General features: G+C 65.0%; 11 protein-coding genes. 1 reads left to right on the top strand and 10 read right to left on the bottom strand.

Annotation, left to right across the window (positions count from 1 at the left end; all coding sequences use genetic code 11):
* Positions 1 to 598: 598 nt before the first annotated feature.
* Positions 599 to 1,003 (top strand): SymE family type I addiction module toxin, encoded by a 405-nt coding sequence (locus XarbCFBP7408_RS11750; protein WP_104563101.1) that lies wholly within the window; start codon positions 599 to 601, stop codon positions 1,001 to 1,003.
* 216 nt (positions 1,004 to 1,219) lie between these two features.
* Here the strand turns inward: XarbCFBP7408_RS11750 and XarbCFBP7408_RS11745 are convergent, their stop codons facing one another.
* From XarbCFBP7408_RS11745 to XarbCFBP7408_RS11710, 10 genes are all read right to left on the bottom strand, one after another.
* Positions 1,220 to 3,595, bottom strand: a complete 2,376-nt coding sequence (locus XarbCFBP7408_RS11745; protein WP_104563100.1) for a glycoside hydrolase family 127 protein — start codon at positions 3,593 to 3,595, stop codon at positions 1,220 to 1,222.
* A 150-nt stretch (positions 3,596 to 3,745) separates the two neighbouring features.
* Positions 3,746 to 6,643 (bottom strand): TonB-dependent receptor domain-containing protein, encoded by a 2,898-nt coding sequence (locus XarbCFBP7408_RS11740; protein WP_104563099.1) that lies wholly within the window; start codon positions 6,641 to 6,643, stop codon positions 3,746 to 3,748.
* Positions 6,644 to 7,080: 437 nt separating this feature from the next.
* Positions 7,081 to 7,467 carry a DUF6055 domain-containing protein gene (locus XarbCFBP7408_RS23175; protein ID WP_258072114.1) on the bottom strand — a complete coding sequence of 129 codons (387 nt, stop codon included), beginning with the start codon at positions 7,465 to 7,467 and terminating at the stop codon, positions 7,081 to 7,083.
* A complete protein-coding gene (locus XarbCFBP7408_RS23170; protein WP_258072117.1) occupies positions 7,410 to 7,709 on the bottom strand; it encodes a DUF6055 domain-containing protein in 300 nt (99 codons plus the stop codon). Before XarbCFBP7408_RS23170 ends, XarbCFBP7408_RS23175 begins: the two co-directional genes overlap by 58 nt.
* Complete coding sequence (locus tag XarbCFBP7408_RS23165; protein ID WP_258072118.1) at positions 7,624 to 8,190, bottom strand: hypothetical protein; 567 nt, start codon at positions 8,188 to 8,190, stop codon at positions 7,624 to 7,626. Before XarbCFBP7408_RS23165 ends, XarbCFBP7408_RS23170 begins: the two co-directional genes overlap by 86 nt.
* Positions 8,191 to 8,523: 333 nt before the next feature.
* Positions 8,524 to 10,860, bottom strand: a complete 2,337-nt coding sequence (locus XarbCFBP7408_RS11730) for a S9 family peptidase (RefSeq protein WP_104563098.1) — start codon at positions 10,858 to 10,860, stop codon at positions 8,524 to 8,526.
* 312 nt (positions 10,861 to 11,172) lie between these two features.
* Positions 11,173 to 12,759 carry a family 43 glycosylhydrolase gene (locus tag XarbCFBP7408_RS11725; protein ID WP_104563097.1) on the bottom strand — a complete coding sequence of 529 codons (1,587 nt, stop codon included), beginning with the start codon at positions 12,757 to 12,759 and terminating at the stop codon, positions 11,173 to 11,175.
* Complete coding sequence (locus XarbCFBP7408_RS11720) at positions 12,756 to 17,114, bottom strand: Ig-like domain-containing protein (protein WP_104563096.1); 4,359 nt, start codon at positions 17,112 to 17,114, stop codon at positions 12,756 to 12,758. The genes XarbCFBP7408_RS11725 and XarbCFBP7408_RS11720 overlap by 4 nt, the downstream gene beginning before the upstream one ends.
* Before the next feature lie 260 nt (positions 17,115 to 17,374).
* Positions 17,375 to 20,188, bottom strand: coding sequence for a TonB-dependent receptor plug domain-containing protein (locus XarbCFBP7408_RS11715; protein WP_104563095.1), 2,814 nt, complete (start codon positions 20,186 to 20,188; stop codon positions 17,375 to 17,377).
* A gap of 504 nt (positions 20,189 to 20,692) precedes the next feature.
* Positions 20,693 to 23,050: a Tat pathway signal protein gene (locus XarbCFBP7408_RS11710; protein ID WP_104563094.1), complete on the bottom strand. Its 2,358-nt coding sequence runs from the start codon at positions 23,048 to 23,050 to the stop codon at positions 20,693 to 20,695.
* Positions 23,051 to 23,322: the final 272 nt, after the last annotated feature.

The raw sequence follows: 23,322 nt of genomic DNA, 5'->3' as shown, positions 1-23,322 counted from the left end.
GCCGTCCAGCGTTTGATCTCTTCGTCCATTACTTGGCTCATCGTGCTCTCCGTCAAAAGGTAGCACCTGAGCAGGAAATCACTGGGTCATTACACATCAGAAAGTACTGAGTAAATCAATGCGCTAGGGACGGTCTGAGTAAAGTCGGGCTGATCTACCACAATCGATCAATGAACCGATTGGGTTATACCGAATAATTATTAATTTCCGGATTTACGCTTAAGTTTCTAGCATTGACCACTCACACTACCGAATCTTTATTTAGGGCACTTGACATCCCGAGCAACCAGTAGCAACCTTTACCTCAAGGAGCGTAGAAACTCCTCTCATAGCGGTACCCACCTCCGTCAAACTGGTGGGTTTTTTGTGCCTGCCTGCAGGTACAAACCGACGCGATGCCTGCGTCGGGAGGGCGGCTAATACAACACTCCTTCGGGAGGAATACGCCCGCCGGCTATGAGCGGTTTCTAACCTCCCGACATCCCGTCGCCGGCCGGCGACGGTGCCTGTTCTTCGAAGGAGGCGTTGTCATGGCAGATGTATCGATAGTGCAGATTGTTGGGCGTCGTCGCCCCATGGCGCTGGCGGAGGTGAGGCGATGAGCCGGACGCCACCTTCAACCACCAAACGGTCCAAACCAAATGCCAAGCGCACCGCTTCCGCCAAGCGGGCAGCCACGCCGGTAAAGGACGCGCAGCCCATGCGGCTGGTGCCCTCGCCCACGTTCGATGTGGACAACCCCGACTTCGACCGTCGCAACAGGTCTCGCGTAGACGATCTGCAGCCACGTACTCCCCGCAAGGCACGCACGCCCACACGCTGCACGGTGGGCTATGCGTTCTACGATGCAGCGCCGGGCCGGCCGCACAGCCAGCGCATTCCCAGCGTGCGCTTGCGCGGGCTGTGGCTGGAGCAATTGGGGTTTGCGGTTGGCTGCAAGCTGCAGATCACGGCGCGTAATGGCGAACTGGTGGTGACGGTGGCGGAAGATTCCATACGGTGACGCTGAAAGGCGAGTCTGCGTGCGGTTGGAACGCCACTAGCTTCGCCCCGTACCCTCACCCCAACCCCTCTCCCGAGGGGAGAGGGGCTTTGTTTTACGCGCCGGAAAGTTGTGCTGAATTGATGTGCACTTGCGCTTCGCCGTCTGGTAGTAGGACGTCCTCCTCTACAAGACACGCTGCAGCAAGATCGACAGCGCGCCCGCTACGGCACGCACTCAAGCCGACTCCAGCACCCAACACCCGAACGCCGGCCCTGCCGAATAACCTGTCTCCGGTTCGATACGGATCTGCAAGGTGGCGCGGCCCGCCACTGCTGCAGGCAAGGCGTAGTCTACATCGACGAAGTCCAGGCCGCGGTTGCCGTCCAGGCGTTCGTTGGCGATGAGTTCGCCGTCGGCGAGGATGCGGAAGCGGCGGCGGGTTTCGTCGCCCCAGTAGCGTAGGCGCAGGATGCGCGCCTGGGCGGTGTTGCGCAGGGTGAAGGCGATGAAGCCGCCGGTGCGGGCGTCGCGGCCGGCGCGGCGGCGGTAGCTCAGTGCGTAGGAGCTTTCGCTTTGCAGGCCATGAGCCTTTTCGGACGCTTCGTCGCCCAGGGCAATGCGGTCCAGTGCGCGCGCGTCCAGCGCCTGCTGTTTCGCCTCTGCTGCGGCCTGCTCGGCTTGATGCTGCTGCCATGCAGCGGCGTCGCGATGCTCCAGGTAGGGCGCGCTGCGGCGATCGAACTGCGCATAGAACGGCGAAAAGCGCCACTGCTGGCTGCCGTCGCTGTAGTCGAACGCGGCCTTGCCTGCCACCGGCTGCAGGCGCTGCAAGACCTCATCGCCGCCGATCAACGCCGGAGTCTTGCCCGACCATGGCTTGGTGGCGTCGCCCAGATCGACGGCAAGCACCAGCGGACCGCGCAGTACCGAGACCCAGGCGGGATCGTCCGGTGTGGCTTCCAGGCGCAACGGCATCTCGAACGACAGGCTCAGGGTGTCGCCGGGCTGCCAGACGCGCGTGATGCGTAGATAGCCATCGCTGGCGCTGCCATCGACAGGTTGGCCATTGAGTTGCAGGCGCGGTTGTTGCGCCCAACCCGGCACGCGCAGTGCGAGCGCGCGTTGCTCTGCCGGCGCGGCATCGATGCGTAGCGATGCACTGCCCTGCTCCGGCAATGCGCTGTGCAAGGTCAGGTCCAGCCCGGCGGCATCGCGCACCGTGGAGGGCACATACAAATTGATGTAAACGCCCTGCCCGTCCTGCCAATAGATCGAATCGCCGAACTGGGCGTGCGCCTCCATGCCGCTGCCGACGCAGCACCAGAAATCGTCGAACGGCGAGGACCAGCCGCGCGCTTCGCCGGCCAGCATCGGTGTCATGTAGGTGAACATGCCGGTGCGCGGGTGCTGCTGCGCCATCACGTGGTTGAGCAGCGTACGTTCGTAATAGTCGAAGAACTCGGCCTGCGGCCCCCACTGATACAGATGCCGGGTGAGCTTGAGCATGTTGTAGCTGGCGCAGTGCTCGCAGGTCTGCTCGGTGAGAAACTTCGCAATGCTGTCCGGCTGCTGGAAATATTCGCGGTCGCCGTTGCCGCCGATCACATAGGTGTGGTGGTCGGTGACGGTGTGCCAGAAGAAGCGCGCTGCCGCGCCCGAGGCGGCATCGCCGGTGACTTCGTACTCGCGCGCCAAACCGATCAGCTTGGGGATGTTGGTATTGGAATGCTGGTGCACCAGTTCGTCGCGCTGGGCGACCAATGGATCGAGCACGGCGTGGTGATGCAGGCGCCGCGCCAGCGCCAACCATTGCGCGTCGCCGGTTTGCACATGCAGTTCAACGAAGGATTCGTTGAGGCCGCCGAATTCGCACGACAGCACTTTCTGCAACTGCGCATCGTCGAGCGCGGCGAAGATGCCCTGCAGATACCCGGCCAGACCCACCGCGACCTGCAGCGCCTGCGGGTTATCGCAATGCGCATGCACGTCGAGCAGGCCGGCGAACAATTTATGCCAGGTGTACAGCGGCGCCCAGCTGCCGTTGAGATAGAACGGCGCCGGGTCGATCTTGCCGCGCCTGAGCTCATCGAACACCGCACGGCCGCTTTCGATGGTGCCTGCGGCGTTCTTGCGGGTGAAACCGGCCACATAGCCATCGCCGGCATGCGCCTGGCAGCGCGCCAGTTCGCCGACCAGATAGCCGGCGCGCGCGCGGCACTGCGCATCGCCGGTTTGCGCGTGCATGAGGGCCAGCGCGCTGAGGTAGTGGCCGAGCGTATGCCCGGCGATCGTGTCCGCTTCCCAACCGCCATAGGCCGGCGCCTTGGGGTCCAGGCCGGCATACAGCACGAAGTTGTGCAGCAAGCGGTCCGGCTGCAGCCGCATCAGGTAGCGCCGGTTGGTGTGCAGCGCATCCAGGAACAGCGATGGCGTGAGCCGGACCCGGGCGAGCGGCACCGCGCGCACACTGCCCGGCTGCGCGGCACTGGCCTGGGCTGGAAAGCGCAGGAAGCCAGCCGCAACCGCCAGACTGCTCCAGGCCAGAAAACGGCGCCGCGACAGCGACGGCGTGTGGCTGCAGATCGATTCGCTTGCGTGCGTCTCCGTCATGGGATCAGCTTCACTCCTGATGGCGCGCACGCACTGCGCGCGCGGTTGCAACAATCGTACAGACCCTTCCGCCGGCATTGTGCTCGCCGTGCATGCTGGCTGCGCAACCGGTCGCACCCGGCCGCGCAGCGCAGCAAGACACCAGCGCACTCAGAACGTCACCGTCGCGCGTGCCCAATAGAACCGACCCAGCAGATCGTAGGTGGCCACATCGGTATTGGCGTTGCCGACATTGTTGGAGTAATACAGCGGCGGCTGCTTGTTGGCGATATTGTCCACGCCCACTTCGAAGCGCGTGTGCCACGGCTCGACGTTGTAGCCGAGCTGCAGATTGTTGTAGACGTAGGCGCCGATGTTGCGCACCACCATCGGCTCGCTGGAGTCGGCCGACAGGCTCTGGTCCGGATCCGAATTGCCGATGGCGGTATGCCCCACGTAGCGGATGCGCCAGGTGGCGCTCCAGTCGGCCAATGCCCAGCTCACCGTGCCCAATGCGCGCCAGCGCGGGAAATTGCCGTAGGCCTGGGTGTAGCGGCCCACGTTGTGGATGGTGACCGAGCTGGGGTCGGTGGTGTCGGGCAATACGTCGTAACGGGTGAGATAGGTACCGTTGAGACCCGCGGTGACGTTGCCCCATGCCATTGCAGGCGCGCGGTAGGTCAGGTTGAAGTCCATGCCCTTGGCCCACAGCTTGCCCAGGTTGACGGTGGGCTCGGCGATGTAGTTGATGGTGCCGTTGCCGTTGCGATGAATCAGCGCGCAGAACGCGCTGGCGGGGTTGGCGAAGCATTGATTGAGCACGGTCTGCGCAGACACGGTGGTGATGGTGTCTTCCAGATCGATGCGCCACCAGTCCGCGCTCAGCGACAGGCCGTCGATCCACTGCGGGTCGTACACCAGCCCCACGTCGTAGGACTTGCCGGTCTCCGGCTTGAGCTGATAACCCGCCACCGCCGCGCCGGAGACCTTGCCCGACACCTGGCCATCGGATTGCTGGTAGCTGCCATCGGTGGGCACATTCGCACAGGCCACGCTATTGCCACCGGTATAGCCATTGCACGGGTCGTTGACGGTGGCCGCATCGCCGGCCACGCCGGCGTAGAGCTCGTTGATGTTGGGCGCGCGGAACACCTCCGAGACCGTGCCGCGAATCAGCAGGTTCTCGATCGGGCGATATTCCAGCGACAGTTTGCTGTTGGTCTTGCTGCCCACCGAGCTGTAGTCGGAAAAACGCGTGCCCACGGTGACGTTCAGCGCATTGATGCCGGGCAGATCCTTGAGCAGCGGGAACAGCGCTTCGGCATAGGCTTCCTTGACGTCGAAACTGCCGCTCAAGGTGGAGGAGCAGAATTCGATTACCCCGCACAGGCCGTTTTCATCGCCGGTCCAGAGCGGGTCCGAGGCGGTGGTGGAGCGCTCCTTGCGGTACGAAATGCCGGCCGCCAGGCTGGCCGCGCCAGCAGGCAACTCGAACAACGTGCCGTTGGCATTGGCTTCGAATTGCTTGACCGTGTACACGCTGGTGACGATGGGATTGACCACCATGCCCTGCAACGTGGCCAGATTGGCGCTGTCGTTGAGGTTGAAGAAGTTCAGCGGGCTGCAACCGGCGATCGCCGCCCCCGCACTGCCGCACTTGACCACGCCATCGCTGTCCAGGAACGAGGGGCCGATGGCCTGATTGAACGCGGCATAGTCGAGAAAGCCGTTGTTGACCGACTTCTGCTTGACCTTGCCGTAGTTGAAGGTGGCATCCCACTGCCAGGAACTGTCGCCGAAACGGCCGCGCAGGCCGGGGCTGATCTGGAAGTTGTAGGTGTTGTACTGATAGCTGCGATTGCCCAGCACGGTAGCGCGCGTGTTGAGGTCGTTGTAGGAGGTACCGGTGCTGCGATCGGTGCCGAAGTTCACGCCGAACGGATTGTAGTAACTCTGCGCCGACACCAGGATGTTGTCGCCGTTGGAGAAGATCGGAATCGGCGCGATGATCGAGGCGGATTCGGTCTTGCTGAACCAGGTGTTGACGTAGCCCTCCACGTTGTCGGTGAAGCGATAGGTGCCCAGCAAGAACGCGTTGGTGCGCTTCTGCGGGGTCTGCAACAGGTTGAACGGTTGGTAGTTGTAGGAGTCGGCGCTGGCGTTGTAACAATGGAAATCGCCCGGACCGGCGCGACCGCTGACGCCGCTGTTGAGGGTGACGCGCCCGCAGCCGTTGGCTCGCGCAAGCTGCGTGGACTGATCCGAACCATCGTTGAAGTTCACGGTACCGGTCGGCGTTGCGGACGAACCCTGCTTCACCGGTTGCCCGTTGGTCAACGCAAGCGCGTCCTTGGAATAATCGCGCGCCGCTGCCGAGACCGGATCGATGTTGTGGTACGACAGCCCGCCGATCAGGCTGCCGCGCTCCCAGGTCTTGCCGGTGGTCAGGGTGAAATTGCGACGGTTGCCGTCGCCTTCGCTGCTGGTGCCGAAGTCGCTGCTGACCTGCACACCATCGAAATGCGTGCGCAGGATGAAATTGACCACGCCGCCGATGGCGTCGGAGCCATACACCGCAGAGGCGCCGTCGCTGAGCACTTCGATGCGTTCGATCATGCTGGACGGAATCGCGTTGACGTCGTTGTAGGCCAGACGAATACCGTTGACCAGCACCAGCGTGCGCTTGTCGCCCAGGCCGCGCAGCGAGATCGCCGAGGCACCGGTGCCGCCGCCGTTGTTGGTGTACGGGTTGGTGGCGTTGCCGGCGATCGATGGCAGTTCCTGCAGCAGATCGCCGACCGTGGCCTTGCCGGTGGCGGCGATCTGTTCCTGGCTGACCGTGACCACCGGGTTGGCGGTCTCGGTGTCCACGCGGCGCAGGCGCGAGCCGGTGACGACCACGCTGTCCAGCGTTTGTGGCGCATCACCGCCGCTGCCTGCCTGCTGCGCAGAGACCGGTGCGCTGACGCCTGCAGACAGCGCCAGCAGCAGCGCGGCGCTGAGCATGCTCGGCGCCGGGCGCGGGCGCGTGCCGGTGGTCCGGGAGAAAGGCAACAGCGACATCGGCATGCAAGGCTCCTGATTGGTATGGCAGACAAACGATGGGCAACACACGCCCGTGCCGGCGGACGCCAGCGCAGGACAAATGGATGGCAGACGCGCACGCAGCGAAACCTGTCGCCAGCGCCGTGCTGCAGACACGCAGACAACCTGCGACGCGCACGACCACACAGGGTCACGCAGCAGCGCGCGTTGTCGTAAGGGCATTGGTTCCGCACCGGAGGCGCCCATGCGCTCCAGTTTCATCAGCTGGTCACAATGTGCCTGTGCGCACGCGCTGCGTCTTGTCGCATTTGGCGATAAGGCATGCGGAAAACAGCATGGTTCGCGGGCAGGAGCAACCCACCGCGATGCAGTTCAAGCCTGCAACATGGCAGGCGCACGGTGCCACGTGAATCGCATGGACGTGGCGCTGCGGAGTTGTGACGTCCGCCAACGTCAACGCTTCATCGGCAAGCGGTGTCAAAAGTACGGTGACCGTTGGTGTTCCAGTTCTGATCCAGACCATCGGTTCCTGCGTAGGCGTAGCAGCGCGTCGCCGGACCGACCAAGGGCGTTGCACCGGTAATGCTGACCTCATACGGAAACTGCACCGGCGTCTTGCCTGCTGCCTGGTCAACCACGGTCGGCACGATGCTGTAGCGATACGGCGTGGCAGTGACGACCAGATAGGTTTGCACGCTGCCGGCCGGCGGCGACAAGCTCACCGTGGCGGTTGCCGTACCTTCCACTGCAGCCAGCGGTGCGTACGTTGGACGGGACTGTGCATCCAGACTCACCAAGGTGAAACGCCAAGCGGCCTGGTCTGCAACGCTCTTGCCCTGCAGCTGCACGGTCCATTCTCGAGATTTGACCGGAAATACGCTACCGCAGAGTCGTCCATCCGCCCGGTCTGGAACGCGCTCCAGTTGGCATTGGTTTCCCAAAACCGGCCGGCATCTTGCTGATTACGATAGCCACCGCTGTAGTACTGCAAGGTGTGCACGAACTCATGCGCCATCGAGTGCGAGCCGTATCCAAGCGCCCAGGACGACACACCGATGGCCTGCCCGCCGCTGGCTCCGCACTTGGTCAGATCGCCACCGTCGACATACGGCAGCCCGGTAACGCACATGTAGACATTGATGCGTTTGGGCGTCTGCGCGCTCGGCATACGGCATTGGCGCACCGAGCACATCGGCATTCATCTGCCACACTTTTTCAAGCCAGGCTGCGCTGCGGTTGACGAAATTGGACCACGCCACGCCCTGTGTGGCCACGTCGCGATAACTTTCTGCGGCGGCGTTCATTCCGTACCAGAAGGCAAAATGCTGGGTTTCATATTTCTTCGCACTGCCATTGGCCAGCATTGCCGGGGTAATCGTGTCCGGCTCGGCCTCGGTGACATAGCGTCGCGGGTCCACGCGCGCAGGATGCGCTTTGGCGACCGTTGCCACGTACTGCCGGTCCGCTGCTGCGAAGGACAGCAGTTGATAGCGGCGTCGGCAACCATCGGGGTATTCCAGCACCACCGATCGCATCGACAGCGCCGAATCTTCGCCAAACGCATTGATCAAACGGGCCTGGAACGGCGCTCCTGCGGCACTGCCAATGGCGTTCTATCCAGCCGCTGCATTGGTCGGCGTCCACAGACGCTGCGGTTGTGCGCTGCCCCACGGCAAGGACTGCGACAACGACTGACACCCCACTGTGTCCGCCGCAAGAGCGAGCCCGGGAAGGGCGACCGACAAGGCTGTTGCCAACGCCCATCGGGTAATGACACGTGTTCGATGCTGCATGACATTCTCCAGTGCAACACGCCAGGATGACGGTGCTTGTGTCAAACCTGCAGGCAATCCGTGTGCATGGCCCGGCTGCTCCGGGCCTACGTTCCGATCAGGCTGGTGACGTCACTGCGCTGCGGTGGAGGCTGCCTGGTTCCAGTCCGGCGTTGGCGCTTGCTGCATCCAGCGCAGGAAGAAATCCAGCAGCCGGCGCCTGCCGTAGTCGCCGCCGGCACCGTGATCGCCACCCGGCACGACCAGCAGGTCGAAGTCCTTGCCGGCCTTGATCAAGCGGTCGGCCACCTGGAAGGTGCTGGCCGGGTCGACATTCATGTCCATGTCGCCGGTGACCAGCAGCAGATGCCCCTGCAGGCGCGCGGCGTTGTCCACGTTCGACGATTCGCTGTACCACGGGCCCACCGGCCAGCCCATCCACTGTTCGTTCCACCAGATCTTGTCCATGCGGTTGTCATGACAACCGGAATTGGCCACGCCCGCCACATAGAACTCCGGATGAAACAGCAGCGCACCCAAGGCGTTCTGCCCGCCGGCCGAGGTTCCATATACACCGACACCGCCACCGATGTCGTACCACGGGTACTGCGCGGCGGCAGCCTTATGCCAGGCAATGCGGTCCGGCAACCCGGCGTCCTTGAGATTGCGCCAGGCCACATCGTGGAAGGCGCGCGAGCGGTTGTTGGTGCCCATGCCATCGATCTGCGCGACTGCAAATCCCAGCGCGGTCAGTGGCGGTGTGGCGGTGCTGAAACTCTTCGGCACGAACGAGCCCTGCGGGCCGGCATAGATATATTCGATGACGCGGTAGTGCTGCTGCGGATCGAGCTGCTGCGGGCGCTGGATCACGCCCCAGATCTCGGTCTTGCCATCGCGCCCGGTGGTATGGAACGGCAGCGGCGCTTGCCATCCGGCAGCAAGCAGACGGCTCAGATCGGTGCGCTCCACGGTGCGTGCCAGGCTGCCATCTGCGCTGCGCCGCAGCTCCAGCACCGGGCCCAGATCCACGCGCGAGTAAAGATCCAGCAGCCACTTCCCATCTGGCGAATAGCGCACTTCATGATCGGCAGCCTGCGGCGTCAATGCGGTGAGCCCGGTGCCATCCAGGCCGATGCGATAGGCGTGGCGGTAATACGGGTCTTCACCGGGCTGCATGCCGGAGGCCGTGAAGTACACCTGACCTGCGGCTTCGTCGATGCGATCGAGCTTGCGCACCACCCACTCGCCACGGGTGATCTGGCGGATCACCTCGCCGCTGCGGCCGTCGTACAAGTACAGATGCTCCCAACCATCGCGTTCGGATGCCCAGAGAATCTGCTTGCCATCGGCCAGATCGCGGCGCGCGTGTTTGCCACCGTTTCGATGCTCGCCGCTGAGTTCGGAGTACTCGATAAAGGTGGGCGATGTCTCTTCGATGAGCGTGCGCGCGGTGGCCGTGCGTGCGTCCACTTCGATCACCCGGTACAGCTGATGACCGCGCGCGTTGTATTCGAAGGTGAGCCCGCGGCTGTCCTTCCACCACACCATCTCGCTCAAGGTGAAGGCATTGGGCAGCAAGGTCATCGCCACCGGATGCGCCGCGCGCGTGGCAATGTCGAACAACACCGGTTGCATCACCGGCAACACATCGCCGGGCTTGGGGTAGATCTGCTGATGCAGCTTCGGCTGCAGCTGATCGGCTGGCGCCGATTCAATGTAATAGACCATCCGCGGCGGTGGCGCCTTGACCCGATACGCCGCCAGATGCTGTGAATCCGGCGACCATTCGATGCTGTCGAGCGCGTAGTAATCGTCCGCATTGCCATCGCGGCTGAGCACGCTGCGCTCGCCACTGCCCACCGCCGCGATCACCACATTGGCTTGCTCCACCCAGGCACGCCAGCGGCCATCCGGCGACAGCTTGGCCTGGCGTTCGCCCTGCTTGAGCGGCAGCCGCAGGTCCATCGATTCGGTCGGCAGGTCGCGTTCGGGCAGATGCGCGCAGCGATAGCGCAGCAGATCGCATTGCCAGCCCAGTTTCGCCAGCCGGAAGCTCAGGCGTTGCTGTTCCAGGGTGGGCTCATCAAGCTGCAGTTGCGCTGCGTCGACCGCCCTGGCACCGGCCTGCGTCAATGCTGCGGCCAGCCGTGCGTGATCGAAGGCCAGTGTGTTGCGGCCGCTGGCGGCTTCCACCAGGCGGTATTCGATGGCTGGCGTGTGGTTGCTGCGCGCCAACCCGCGCCGATACAGGAAACGGCCGGCATCGACCCATACCGGCGCCGTGGGTTGTCGGTCCACCAGCGAGGCATAGTGATCGGACAAGCCCATTGCCTGCGCGTACCGCGCTGGCGTGGGCACGGCAAGGGGCGCCGCAGTCACTGACAGCAGTGGCACGAGTGCGAGCGACACGCACCACATTGCGATGATGCGCAAGCGCATGGCGGGGATGTGTGGCACCTGCGACCTCATGGACTGTGTGGAAGAAAGCGTGGCGTTGATGCACGATGGCCGGGCCGCTGACCGCAATGGCTGCGGCGGAGACACTGGATGTACATTCTACAGATCGCCAGGTGGCGCGAATGCGCTGGCCGCAGGCATCCGGTGCATCTGCTGGCTGTGTTGGGTAGAACATTTAAGTGTGACTGAAACACATGCTGCGCGTTTGCAAGCATGCGCGGTTTGTGCGCGGAATCGGAACATTCATCTACCACCGGTGCACGCTGCTGCCTACACGCTGTCAGCATCGGTTTGACGGCCGCCCGCCACGCGCTGTCAGCTGCTTTACGGCGCATCGCAGCGCAGGCTGTCGGCTGCCGTGGCGTGCGGCAGGCGTTGTGGCTGCGCAGCCAGCATCTCCCATTCCTGTACGGCCAGCGCGGCGTAACTGCCAGCGTGGCCGGAGGCATCCATCACCACGCGCACGCAACGCGTAGTCACCGGCGCGAAGGAAACCGCCTCATAGCGATCGGTGCGCGTGCCATAACCATTCTTCGGCTGCACCGGCAACCACTGCCCAGCATGCCGGTAGTCCAGATGCCAGCGCGCTGGCGGCGCTACACCGACGCTGGCAGCGGCCGGTTGGTCGGCCCAGAACATGATGCGCGTTTGCTCCAGCGTCACCGGCTGCGCCCAGCTGTATTGCAGCCATTGCCGCGGCGCATTGTGCGGCGTCCAGCTGCCCCACAGTTGCGGCGGCAGCGGATTGGCCTTGACCACGCCATCGTTGAGCGCGGCCATCCAGTATTGCCGCGGAATGTCCGGGCCATTGGAGGCAGTGGCGTACGCGGCAGGCGCCTGATTGCGTTGCGGTGGCGTCGGTGGTTGCGCACGCCGCGTCGGGGTGACCGTGCGGATGCTGGCCGGTTGCGTGCTGTCGTCCCATTGCAGCCGGTCGATCGCCACGCTGCGGCGGAAATGTCCGCCGCCGCGTGCGTCGGCGGTGTGATACACCAGATACCACTGCCCTTTGAATTCAACGATGCCCGGATGCGAGGTGGTGGAGGACAGCGGCGGCAACACGATGCCGCGATACGTCCACGGGCCCAGTGCGGTCGGTGCGCTCGCGTAAGCGACGCAAGCGTGATACAGCGTGGGCGTGCATGGCGAAAGCCGGCCCGCATTGTTGGCCGCATACGCCAGGTAGTAGGTGCCGTTGCGCTTGAACAGCCAGGGCGCTTCGAAATAGCCGTTCAGCGTGTCCACCAGGACCGGCGTGCCCTTGAAGCTGACCATGTCGCGCTGCAGCTCCACACCGTACAACGCGCCGAAGGTGCCCCAGTACAGATAGACCCGCGCATCGTCGTCGACCAGCACGGTCGGGTCGATGTTCTGGATGGCGTTGCGGCCCGGCACCGACTGCGAGACCACTGGGCCCTGCGGGTGCGCATCGGTCCACGGGCCGAGCGGCGTGTCGGCCACCGCCACGCCGATCGCGAACGGATCGCGGTTGGGTGAATCGCGCTGCTGCACCGCTGCATACAGGTAATAGCGCCCATCCGGACCTTGCACGATCTGGGACGCGTACGCATCGCGCTTGTCTGCCCAGGCAAAGGCCTGCTGCGGCCGCAGCAGATCGCGGTAGTGGGCCCACACGCCGCTGGCCGGATCGCTGCTGACGAACAGTTGCCAGCCGGGCATGACGAATGCATTGAGATCGGGAGCAGCGGTATCGCGGCCGGCAAGGATGTACAGCCTGCCATCGGCCACCAGCGGCGCCGGATCGGCGGAATACGTGCTGCCGTCGGCGAGGAGGGGATTGCCGGGTGAGTACAGCTGCGTCGCCTGCGGCGGCTGGGTGGCACCGGCCGGAGCGCTGGCCAGCGGCACGCCGCAGGCCAGCACGACCGCGCGTGAGAACGCGCGCATCATGGCGCAGCCGCCTTGATCTGCACGACCAGGGGCACCGACACCTTGCCGGTGGGTTCGCGCCCTTGCGCCGTGCCGGTGAGTTGGATCTCGCCAGGCTGTGCGTAACGCGCGGGCTGCAACGTGGGCCATTGCACCGGCAAGCGTTCACGCGAGCCATCGTTGTATTGCACCGTGACGAAGCCTGGGAGCGTCGGAACATGCCCGACCACCGCGCTCACCGTCGGCAAGGGCTGCACGGTGTTGATCTGCCCGGGAGGCGTTGCACGTACCCAGAGGGTGGCCTTGACCGGAAGCGTGCCTTCCACCAGCCCTTGCAGTTCCAGCGCACCTTCGCGAGCGAGGCGGCTTGCGGCCAACTCGGACCACTGCACCGCCACCGGCAGCACGCTGCCATCGGCAAAGAACGCGGTGATTTCCTGCGGCAGCGTGGGCAGTTGGCCGGGGGCCGTGCGTAGATCGATTGCCTCCACCTGTTTGGGCAGCTCGGAAAACGCCTGCCACTCGTCTACGCCGACGGCGGCGCGTCCGTTGGCCGTGGGCTGAGTCGTCAACACCACGCGCAGCCCGGTGGTCACGACCGGCGCAAAGCTGGCGGTGCTTGCCGCGCCGCTCGCCGCTGCGGCAATCGGGTAGCCGTGCTTGCTGACGATGTCCTGCCACTGTCCGCCCTGCAGCATCTGCAGCTTCCAGCCGGCAGGCGCGGCCACCCCGCCGTTGGGTTGGTCGTTCCACAGGTAGAGCGCGCTGGACGACAGCCGCACCGGGCGTGGCCACTGATATTGCAACCACACCGTTGCAGGCTGGTCGAGCCCATAGCTGCCCCAGCGCAGGCTGCCACTGGGAACACTGCCCGCTTGTGGAATAGAACCGTCGTGCAAGGCCTGCACGCGGTACTGCCTCCCGGTGAGTTGCGCACTGACGCTGGCCATTGCTTGCAACGGGATGCTCTGCAAGGGGCGAGAAGCCGGTGCGCTCACCTGCACATCGGCATGCCCCAGCAGCGCCCCATCGTTGGCAACCAGCCGCAAGGTGTATCGCCCGGCACGGGTAAAACGCACGGACGTCTGCGGCGCGGCGGCATCGGCAAACACCGCATCGCCGCCTTCCGGTGCCTGCTGCAAACGCCAGCGTACCTGCAGCGTGCCAGTGGGCAGGCCGTCATCGCCGACGCGCCCTTGCACCACCACCGCGCCATCGGCGCCGGGCGTATCCAGCTGCCATGCCTGCACCTGCGGCGGCGTATTGCCCGCAGATGCCGGCGCCGGCAAACCGCTGTCGAACAGCTGGATTTCCTTGACGCCGGTACGCGCCATGCCTGCGTGCGTCACCACCACGCGCAGCGCTGCGGTACGGATTGCCGGAAAGCGCACCCGATTGCGATTGCCCTCGGCCAGCATGGCATCGCGCATCTGCCCGGGCACGTTCTTCCACATGCCAGTGCCGTCCCGATACTGCACAGCGTAGATCCACGGGGCCGCGTAGCCAGGCCGCGTTCCCGAGGGAAAGCCGTTCTGATCGCCGTCCGGCGACGAGCTGCGATAGAAGTACAACACCACCTGATCCAGGCTGCGCATGCCGCCCAGGTCCAGCGCGATCCAGTCGCTGGCCGACGGCGAGCCGGCGGTCCCCCAGAACGGCGTACTGGCGGTACTGCCGTCCAGCGCCGCCTTCGCCGGCAGCCCGGCGGCGGCGAAACTGGCGCTGACACGTGCGCCTTCGGCAAGGTTGCGACTGCGCGCGGGCGGCAGCGACACATCCACGCCGGCCTTGGCCAGGACCTGCGCGATCCGCGCGTCGGCGGCGAACGGCACCTGCGTCATCGATGCCACTGCCGCAGGATACGCTTCGAGCACCTGCGCGGCGCCGTTGCGGTTGACCGCATCCGGCGCGGCACTGACCTGCCCGCTGGCCGGGTCGTACACCACATGCGCCAGCCGATCCACGCGGAAGGCCAGGCGGCCATCCAGATACACGGTATAGCCTTGCGGCAGCCGGCCACCGTAGTGACTGCCATCGCGATCCCAGACGATGCTCAGGTTGCGGTCGCGATAGCGCAGATTATCGGCAGCGAAATGGTCCCAGCCGATATCGATCGGATACAGCTCGATCCTGTCGTCGCTGCGCGGGCGAAGGCCCATCGCATCCTCGATCATGGTGAAGTTGGTCGCACCCAGCTGGGTATGGTGGATCCACGAGCGATAGCCGATCCTGCCGCCGTTGCTGGCGCTGCCCTCGGCCCAGAATTCGTTCTGGTCCGGATAGCGGTTGTCGCCATTGATGTAGGGCGCCCAGGCGTTCCAGTACAGCAGCTTGCGGTAGCTCTGCGCGTTCAAATACGGGCTGGGGTAATCGCGCAAGGCCGAGCCGAACAGACGGAATGCCACGGTCGCATTGATGGTGGAAAAATTATTGCTGCCCGTCGCGGTGCCGCTGTCGCGCGCCTGCATGTCCACCTGGTTGGCGGTATAGAACGGGAACAGCGGGTATTGCGCCGCGTCGGCGAACAGCCGCAACGCGCGCGCATACTTGGGGTCGTCGTCGGTCTCGCCCTGCTTGGGCATCAAGCCCACGCTGAAGGGATAGTAGTTGTTGGTTTCCTTCCAGTCGACCGCCAGCCGCGGCCCATCGGCCTGGCGATGCTTGAGCAACTCGCCATACAGGCCGACCGAGTCGGGCGTATCGCTGTGGTCCTGCCACAACACCTCCAGCACCGCCTTGCGAATGCGGCGAGCGGTGGCCTGCATGCGCTGTGCGGTGGCGGTATCGCCGGCCAGCGCCGCCGCCTGCGCCGCCGCCTGCGCATTGGCGTACACGTAGGCACTCTCGGTGCGATCCATGCGGATCTGGCCGTGCCGGTCGGCCCAATTGAACGACACCGCGTCGGCATCGTTACCGGTCATCGCCGCCCACGCGTATTCGATCAAGCCATTGTGGTTGAGATCGTAGGCCGCCAGCACCCCGTCCACATCACCGCTGCCATAGCGTGACAGCTTGCCCGCCAGTGCGGCGGGACCGCCATGGATCTGCATCGACCGCCAGGCCGCGGCGGTGATGTATTGCGCGTAGGAATTGGACCAGTTCTCCGGCGAGCCGGGGTTGTCGGTGTACTTGCCGCCGCCCGCGGTTTCGCCTGCGCTGAGCCAGGTGCCATAGGCGTACAGCGGATCGCGCAGGTACTTCAGATCGTCCAGGAACATACCGGCGGTCAGCACGATCGCATTGTTGTAGCCAAGCACGCCCTCGATAGCGACCGGAAACTGGTAGTCGTTGCCGGGGACGTCGGCATCGAGAAAGTTGAAGCGCAGCACCCACCAGCGGTAGAACAGGCTCTTGCCGATGTTCTCGTCGGGCGTGTCCAGGTACGGCAGATTGTCCACCCACCACTGGTTGTAGCGCGCCACGTGCTGCCGGTAGGCCTGCTGCGGCGTTTGCGCGGCGATACGCGTGTATTCGGCGCGCGCTTCGGGTAACTCGCGGGTGAGCATGCCAAGCTGCAGCTTGATCGCCGCGGTATCGCCGCTCGCGGGGACGGCTACTTCGCGAACCAGGCGCTGCCCCTCGACGCGGAAGCCATCGCCGGACAGGCGCGGGAATACCGTGGTGATGTTGTTGTAGGCGTCGAACGCGCCGGTCAGCTCATTGCCATCTGCGTGCTGGGCGATCGGCGAGACCGCTTGCATCGATACCGTGTGCGCTGCGCCGTCCAGACTGGACAGCACAACGCTGGCGACTGCCACATTCTGCTCGGTGATGTATTTGACCAGCCGCATGCGCACGCCTGCGTCGGCATCCTCGAATACCGTGGTGAAATAACTCGGCGTCTGCCGGCGCAGCTGCGAACGCTCCTTCCATTGGACAGGGCGCTTGCCCAGCAGGGCATGGAGGTGGAACAGCGCGTCGTAACTGGTGGAATGCCAATACGCCACCTGCCCGACGAACCCCGGCTGATCCGGTTCGTGATGCTTCAGATACGCGGCGCGGCCACGGCTGAACAGCCAGTCATTGCGATCGTCGAAGCCACCGCCGGTCCCCTCGCGCGCCAGCATGCGGTCGATCCAGAAATCCTTGCCCGGCACCTGCCCTGCCCCGTGCGCAACATCGGCAGCATAGATCCTTGCCAGTTGCCCTCCCGGCGCAAAAGGCACTGCGCTGTCGGGCATCGGGTGGTCCAGGCCGCGGAACAGCGGCTCGCCGATCATCGCGTTGGGCTGGGCCACCTGTGCTTGCTGCGCCACCGCCAATGGCCATCCCGGCAGGGCGCATGTGCATAGCAGCGCAGCGGCACCGATACGGCGGATCAAACGCAACCAGCAGAGATGCCGAGCCAAAAACGAGGTCCGGCGCGACTCCCTCATGCATCCTCCCTTTGCGTGCAAGACAGCGCAATCGACGCGCTTGCCGGCGCCCCACGGCCGATCAGACCCATGCGGATCAGACGCGAACGACCGACCACCGGCCCGCCGGGTGCGCGCAGGCGATCAAGAGCAGCCAACAGAACGGCCGCGCTCACCGCCAGGCGGTCGCTGCGCGATAGGGCATGCAGCACTCGTCCACGACGGCTCCATGCGTGCCGTCCACGCCCGCCGACGGCCGCCTGCTCGGCGTGTTCGCCACCCTAAAACTCCACTCGCAGCCGGCTCCAGACATACCGCCCGAGGGTGTCGTACGTGCTCGCTTCGGTATTGGCCGCGTTGGAGTAGCTATAGAACCGCGGCGGCTTGCGGTCGCCCAGGTTGTCTACGCCCACGGCAAGCGTGGCATGCAGCGATGCGATCTTCCGGCTCAACGAGGCATCGTGATACACCACCGAGCCGATCCGGAAATATGCGCAACTTCCATCGGCGTTGGTGTCTGCGCAGAAATCCTCGTACTGGCTGCCGTTGACGGTACGGCCCAGATAGCGGGTATTCCAGCTGGCATGCCACGGGCCGTTGTCCCAGACAAGATTGGCCACCGCGCGCCACCGCGGCATATTGCCCCAGCTGGAATTTTCGCCGACATAATTGTGCGCATCGCCAGCGAAGCGATAATCGGAAAAGAACGTCGCATCCAGACCGGCAGCAAGACTCCCCCACGCCGTGTCGGCCAGCGTGTAGTGGATGCCGGCATCGTAGCCGCGAATATCGACCTTGCCGCTGTTGTAGGCGAACGGCACCGACACACGCGTCAGCTGGCCCGCGGCATCGCGTTGAATCAATGGACAGAACGCGGCATCGCGCCCCTCGAAGCAATCGTTGACCACTTGCTGCAGGCCGACACCGCTCAGCATGTCGTCCAGCACCACCCGCCAGCTGTCCACATTGAGCGACAGCCCGCGCAGCTGATCCGGGTCGTAGACCAGCCCGACGTTGTAGGAGCGGCCGCGCTCGGGCTTGAGCTGAAAGCCGACGTTATTGGCGCCGGACGTCACCACATTGAACTGCGCGGTATTGATGAAGCTGCCATCGGTGGGCACATTCGCGCAGGCCGGATTGGGCGCGCCGGTCAAGCCTTCGCATGGGTCCTGAAAATCGCCGGTGTTGTCGACCACACCGTTGTAGGGCGAGCCATACAGGTCGCCCAATGCCGGCGCACGGAATACCTGCGAGCCGGTGGCGCGCACCAGCAGATTCGCGATCGGCCGCCATTCGATCGCAACCTTGCTGTTGGTGGTATTTCCCCAGGCGTCGTACTTGGAATAGCGCGAACCGAGATTCAGGTTCAACACGTTGGCGAACGGCGCATCCTTCAGCAGCGGCACCAGCACTTCCGCATAGGCCTCCCTGACCGACTCGTCGCGCCCCTGCTTGAGGATGCAGCCGTCGTTGTAGTCGCAGTTGCCATCGGCATCGGCAGCGGCCACGTCACTGGTCGTACCCTGCGCGAACTTGTTGGTGCGATAGACCAGGCCCACCGCCGCCTGCACCGCGCCGGCGGGCAGCTTGAACAGGTCGCCATTGGCGCTGATGTCGACAAAACGCATCTGACTTTCGTCGATCAGATCCACCGGCCGCTGCGTACCGCGCAGTGCGGCGATGGTGGCCGGATCGTTGGGATTGAAGATATTGATCGGCGTGCAGCCGGCGACCACCGCATCCGGCGTGCCGCACTTGACCACGCCATCGCTGTCCAGGAACGAGGCCCCCACCGCGTTATTCAATGCCGAGGTGATCGAGAAGCCGGTGCGCACCAGGGTGTCCTTGTAGCGCGCGTAGCCGGCCGCCGCATCCCATTGCCAACTGGTGCCCTCCACGCGCCCACGCAGGCCGGCGACGATATTGGTCTGGAACATGGTGGAGGTGTAGACCCGCGTGTTGGCCTGGGTGGAGCGCAGCAGGTAACGGTCCAGCTGATCGCCGAACGGGTTGTAGTAGTTGTCCACCGCGTCCTGCATCTCCATGCCGAATGCGTCCAGCCGCGAGGTGGTCTTGCTGCGGGTCCAGAACACGTCCATGTAGCCCTGCAAGCTTGGGGTGAAGTCGAAACTGCCGTGCAGCGAGGCATTGGTGCGCTTGATCGGGGTGATCAGGTACTGCGCGTCGTAGACGTTGTAGCTGTCGGTGGCCGGTTGATATGGGCGGAACGCATCCTGGCCCACCGGCCCGGGCGGTACGCCGTCGATCGGAGTTACCCTGCGCCCATCGCTCAGGAATGCGCGCGTGTTGCCGCCGCGAATCTCGCTGACCTGCCCATCGAGATATTCCACCGCCTTGGCCGCGTAACTGCGGTCGCGATTGAACACCGGGTTCATCGAGTTGCGGCTGAGCCCCAGGATCAGCCCGCTGCGGTCCCAGGTCTTGCCCCATTCCAGCCCGAGCGTGCGCCGATTGGCATCGCCACGGGTGCTCTGCGCATAGTCCACGGTGGCGGCGAAGCCATCGTACTTGTCCTTGAGAATGACATTGACCACGCCGCCGATCGCATCGGAGCCGTACACCGACGACGCGCCATCGGTGAGCACTTCCACGCGCTCCACCATCGCTGCGGGGATCGCATTGACGTCCACGCCGGGTGCCGATGCCACACTGCTGGCAGGCCCCGCCATGCGATGGCCGTTGACCAGGACCAGGGTGCGCTCGGGCCCGAGATTGCGTAGCGACACCAGCGCGCGGCCGTGACTGAAGCCGGAATTGAGCGCAGGCCCGGCCTGGAAGCCGGCCATCATCGGCAAGCGCTGCAGCAGCTGCCCCAGCGTGTTCTGCCCGCTGTCTTCGATACGCTGCCGGTCGATCACCACCACCGGGCTGGCGGTTTCGGCATCGACGCGGCGCAGATGGGTGCCGGTGACGTTGACCTGATCCAGCGTCTGGGTGGCAGCGTCTACGCCATCGCCACGCTGCTGCGCGGCGGCCGGCACGGCGGCGACCGCCAGCGCGAACATCAACGCGGTGGCGAGCGTGCTGGTCTGCAGGGCAAGTCGTTTGGGAACAACAGCAGTGCTGGGCGACATCGGAAATCCTTGTTGCTGACACAGGGAAACGGCCCACTTTCATGCGTTGCCGCGCACGGCCAAGCAGCGCCGACGCAGCGCAAAGGTGAGAGATCGATCACGACAAAGGACGGCACCGGCCTGCCGTCTCAACGGCAGGCGTCTACGACTGCAAGGACGGCAACTGCAACGACACCGCTCCCCCCTGAGAGCATGCCCCCCTGTCACACACGGGTCACGTTGAAAAAATCTTGCGGCAACGCCGCTGCGCCGTCTTGAAGAATTTAGCCGGACGGCATGCGGAAAATCACGTGCTTGCGCCTGTTTCCGGGCATGCGTGGGTTGCTTACGCAATGACACCGCGGCGCGCTCATCCTAGATCCCCTGGTCTCTTGCGATCGACCACAGCGCTTGTGCGACTAGCGTGGCGGCATTGCGGTGCGCTGTGTCTGCAACACCACCACAACGACTGCGCCCTGTGCCGGGCAGTCGGATCAGCGACGCTTGCTCAGCGCGCCCCTGCCGTCACACGTACCACGCCTGCACCTTCACCAGTGCAGCAGCGCCGGGCAAGGCCACGCGATCTGCGTGCGGGCCCTGCGCCCGCACAGGCTTGCCATCGACCAGGACACGCTGCAGGCGCGTGCCTGCTGGTGCGCGCAGTGTGAGCCAGGTGCGCTTGGGCGCATGCTCCGGCAACTGCACCTCGGCGTCGATGCAACGCGCGGCAACGTCGGTGCGCAGCGTCAGCGTGACCGTGCCCCAGCGCGTTGGCGCAGCGGTGATGCCCACCGGCGCACCGCTGCCCAGCCATGCGCGCGGCAGCGCACGCGCAAGGAACAACTGCTCGCCTGCGCTGTCGTCGCTGACCAGCATCCAGCGCAGCAGCAACGGGATGGTCATCTGCGCCGGAATGCAGAACAACGGCATACCACCGGTGATGCCGCTGACTTCGCCAGCCGTCCAGCTGCCACGCGTGTGCACCTGATAGCGGTGGGCGTAGACGAACAGCAGATATTCTTCGATGCGATCCAGCCGCAGCAGCTGTTGCGCATAGCCATAGGAAATGAAGCCGAGCAGATCGCGGCTGCCCGGCTCCGGCGGCGCGATATTGGCGACCACACCGATGCTGGTGCCGCCATGGCCGCGCAGGCAATCGATCACCAGGTTGGCCAGGTCGTCGGGCAGCACATCGGCCTGCAGCAGTTCGGCATACGCGCGGTGCGGCCATTGCTGCTCGCTGGGCTTTTCCTGCAGCAACGATTGGCGAAACGTGAGTTTGGTGCCCGGCAACGGGCCGATATACGGCGGCGACAGCTCGCGGCGCACGTTGGCACGCAGGCTGGCCTCCAGCCGTGTGCGCAACTGCCTGGCGCGACGCTGCCATTGCGCGGCCAGACCGGCATCGCCGCCGAGCGTAGTCCACACCTGGGCGATGTCTTCCCAGCCGCGAATCGTCAGCGCGCTGTTGGCGTAATACGGTTTCCACCACAGCGACGGGTCGGGGAACAGGCAGGCATCGGATTCATTCCAGCCGTGCAGCAGGCCATGGCCATGCGCGCTGCGCGGCAATGCCAGCGCCTGGTCGTGCAGGTCGCACAGCAGCTGCGCGGTGGCGGCGATCTTGGGCAGCAGGCGGCGCAGCCGCGCCGCATCGCCGGTATAGCGCAGATAGCGCGCCAGCAGCGACAGGGTCAGCCCGAACTGCCCGACCTCCGGCCCGCGCATGTTCGGCAGGCCATCGTCCTGCACGAAGTCGTCGAAGTAATTGTCCAGTACCGCAGCGGCCTGCGCGAAGCGGCCCCACTCCAGATTGGCGTAGAACGAGCTGGTGAAGGTGTCCTGGAAGCCGTCGTACTCGTTGCCGTAGTAGTCGCGCTCCACCGCGCCGTACTTCGGATAATCGCCACCGGGCCGCACCACCAGCTCGCGCGCGAACGCGAACTGCGCCATGGCGTTCCAGCTGGCATCGGGCAGCTGCGCCTGCACCGTGCCGTCCAGGGCCTGCTGCCAATACGCGGCGAAATCGATCAACGCCGCATAGAACTGCTCGGCAGTGGCCGGCTTGCGCGACGGTGCGAACGCGGGATAGCTGTGGGTGTAATGCACGCCGACGATCTCGCCGCCGCGCACCTGCATCGTGCGATGCCAGGTCTGCACCACGAAGCGATCGCTGGCACGCACATCGGCGAACACCAGCACGTCGTACCAGCTATCGGCCTCGCCTTCGCGCCGCATCACCTTGCGCACCGCCGGCATCCAGCCACCCAGCAGGCCTTCCTCACGCCGTTTGATCAACGCCTCTTCGCCCAGCTCGGCGAAGGCGTGTTCCGGCCGCGAGGTGCGGCTGCGGCCGTTGGGCAGGATCGGCATGGTATCCAGGCTTTCGCGCGTGCCGACGAAGGTGGTCCACGGCCAGCGCCCGCCATTGTCCTTGGGGTCGAGCAGCGAGGCCGGCGGCGGCGCGACGTCGCGCACCTGCGCCTCGTCCGGGTCGCCATCGCGCAGCAGGCGGTCGGCGAGCAGATCTGCCTCCGCCATCGCCACCTCGGCCAGCGACATCCCGAAGTACGGCTTGCCCTCGGCCGGGTAGGCCGGCTCGGTGCGTTTGTCCAGGCGCAGCATGCCGCGGTCGGTCCACAGCGTCAGCTGGCCCTGCGGGCTGTCGAGGTGCTCGTAGACGGTCCACTGCTGCTGCAGGTGTTCAAAACTGCACAGCTTGCTGCCCACATGCACGGCCGATGGCAGCGCTTCAAGACGCGGCAGCGCCGGTGTCGGCAACGTCGCCGGGGTGTGCGGCGTGCCCGGCAGCGCGAGCGCGGCACCCGCGCCCACCGCCGCGGTCGCCGCCATGCCCTGACGCAAAAAGCTTCTGCGGTCCATCGTCGCGCCCTCGAGTGATTTCATCCACATCGTGCGCGACGGCGCCGCTCGCGTCTTGTGGCACGTGTCTGGCACGTATGCGGAAATCCGCACAGAAGGCTCGGCGCGGCAGCCATGCCGCCACGCGCTGCCGCAATCGGCAAACGCACCGCAGCCTCAATCCGCCAACTCAGGCCTTGTCGCGCGTGCCTACGGTTTCAGGTGCAGCCAGGTGCGGCGTCAGGGCGAAGGCCGTGCACCTGTTGCAACAGATCGACAACCAGCCTTCGTCC

Origin of the sequence: Xanthomonas arboricola pv. guizotiae (assembly GCF_002940205.1) — a bacterium.
In the GTDB taxonomy this organism is placed as follows: Bacteria; Pseudomonadota; Gammaproteobacteria; order Xanthomonadales; family Xanthomonadaceae; genus Xanthomonas; species Xanthomonas arboricola_C.
This window is presented reverse-complemented; position numbering and strand designations above follow the sequence as displayed.

Coding starts and splice junctions, on each gene's coding strand:
- XarbCFBP7408_RS11740 (WP_104563099.1), bottom strand. CDS start 6,643: ATGCCGATGTCGCTGTTGCCTTTCTCCCGGACCACCGGCACGCGCCCG.
- XarbCFBP7408_RS11745 (WP_104563100.1), bottom strand. CDS start 3,595: ATGACGGAGACGCACGCAAGCGAATCGATCTGCAGCCACACGCCGTCG.
- XarbCFBP7408_RS11720 (WP_104563096.1), bottom strand. CDS start 17,114: ATGAGGGAGTCGCGCCGGACCTCGTTTTTGGCTCGGCATCTCTGCTGG.
- XarbCFBP7408_RS11725 (WP_104563097.1), bottom strand. CDS start 12,759: ATGATGCGCGCGTTCTCACGCGCGGTCGTGCTGGCCTGCGGCGTGCCG.
- XarbCFBP7408_RS11750 (WP_104563101.1), top strand. CDS start 599: ATGAGCCGGACGCCACCTTCAACCACCAAACGGTCCAAACCAAATGCC.
- XarbCFBP7408_RS11730 (WP_104563098.1), bottom strand. CDS start 10,860: ATGAGGTCGCAGGTGCCACACATCCCCGCCATGCGCTTGCGCATCATC.
- XarbCFBP7408_RS11715 (WP_104563095.1), bottom strand. CDS start 20,188: ATGTCGCCCAGCACTGCTGTTGTTCCCAAACGACTTGCCCTGCAGACC.
- XarbCFBP7408_RS11710 (WP_104563094.1), bottom strand. CDS start 23,050: ATGGACCGCAGAAGCTTTTTGCGTCAGGGCATGGCGGCGACCGCGGCG.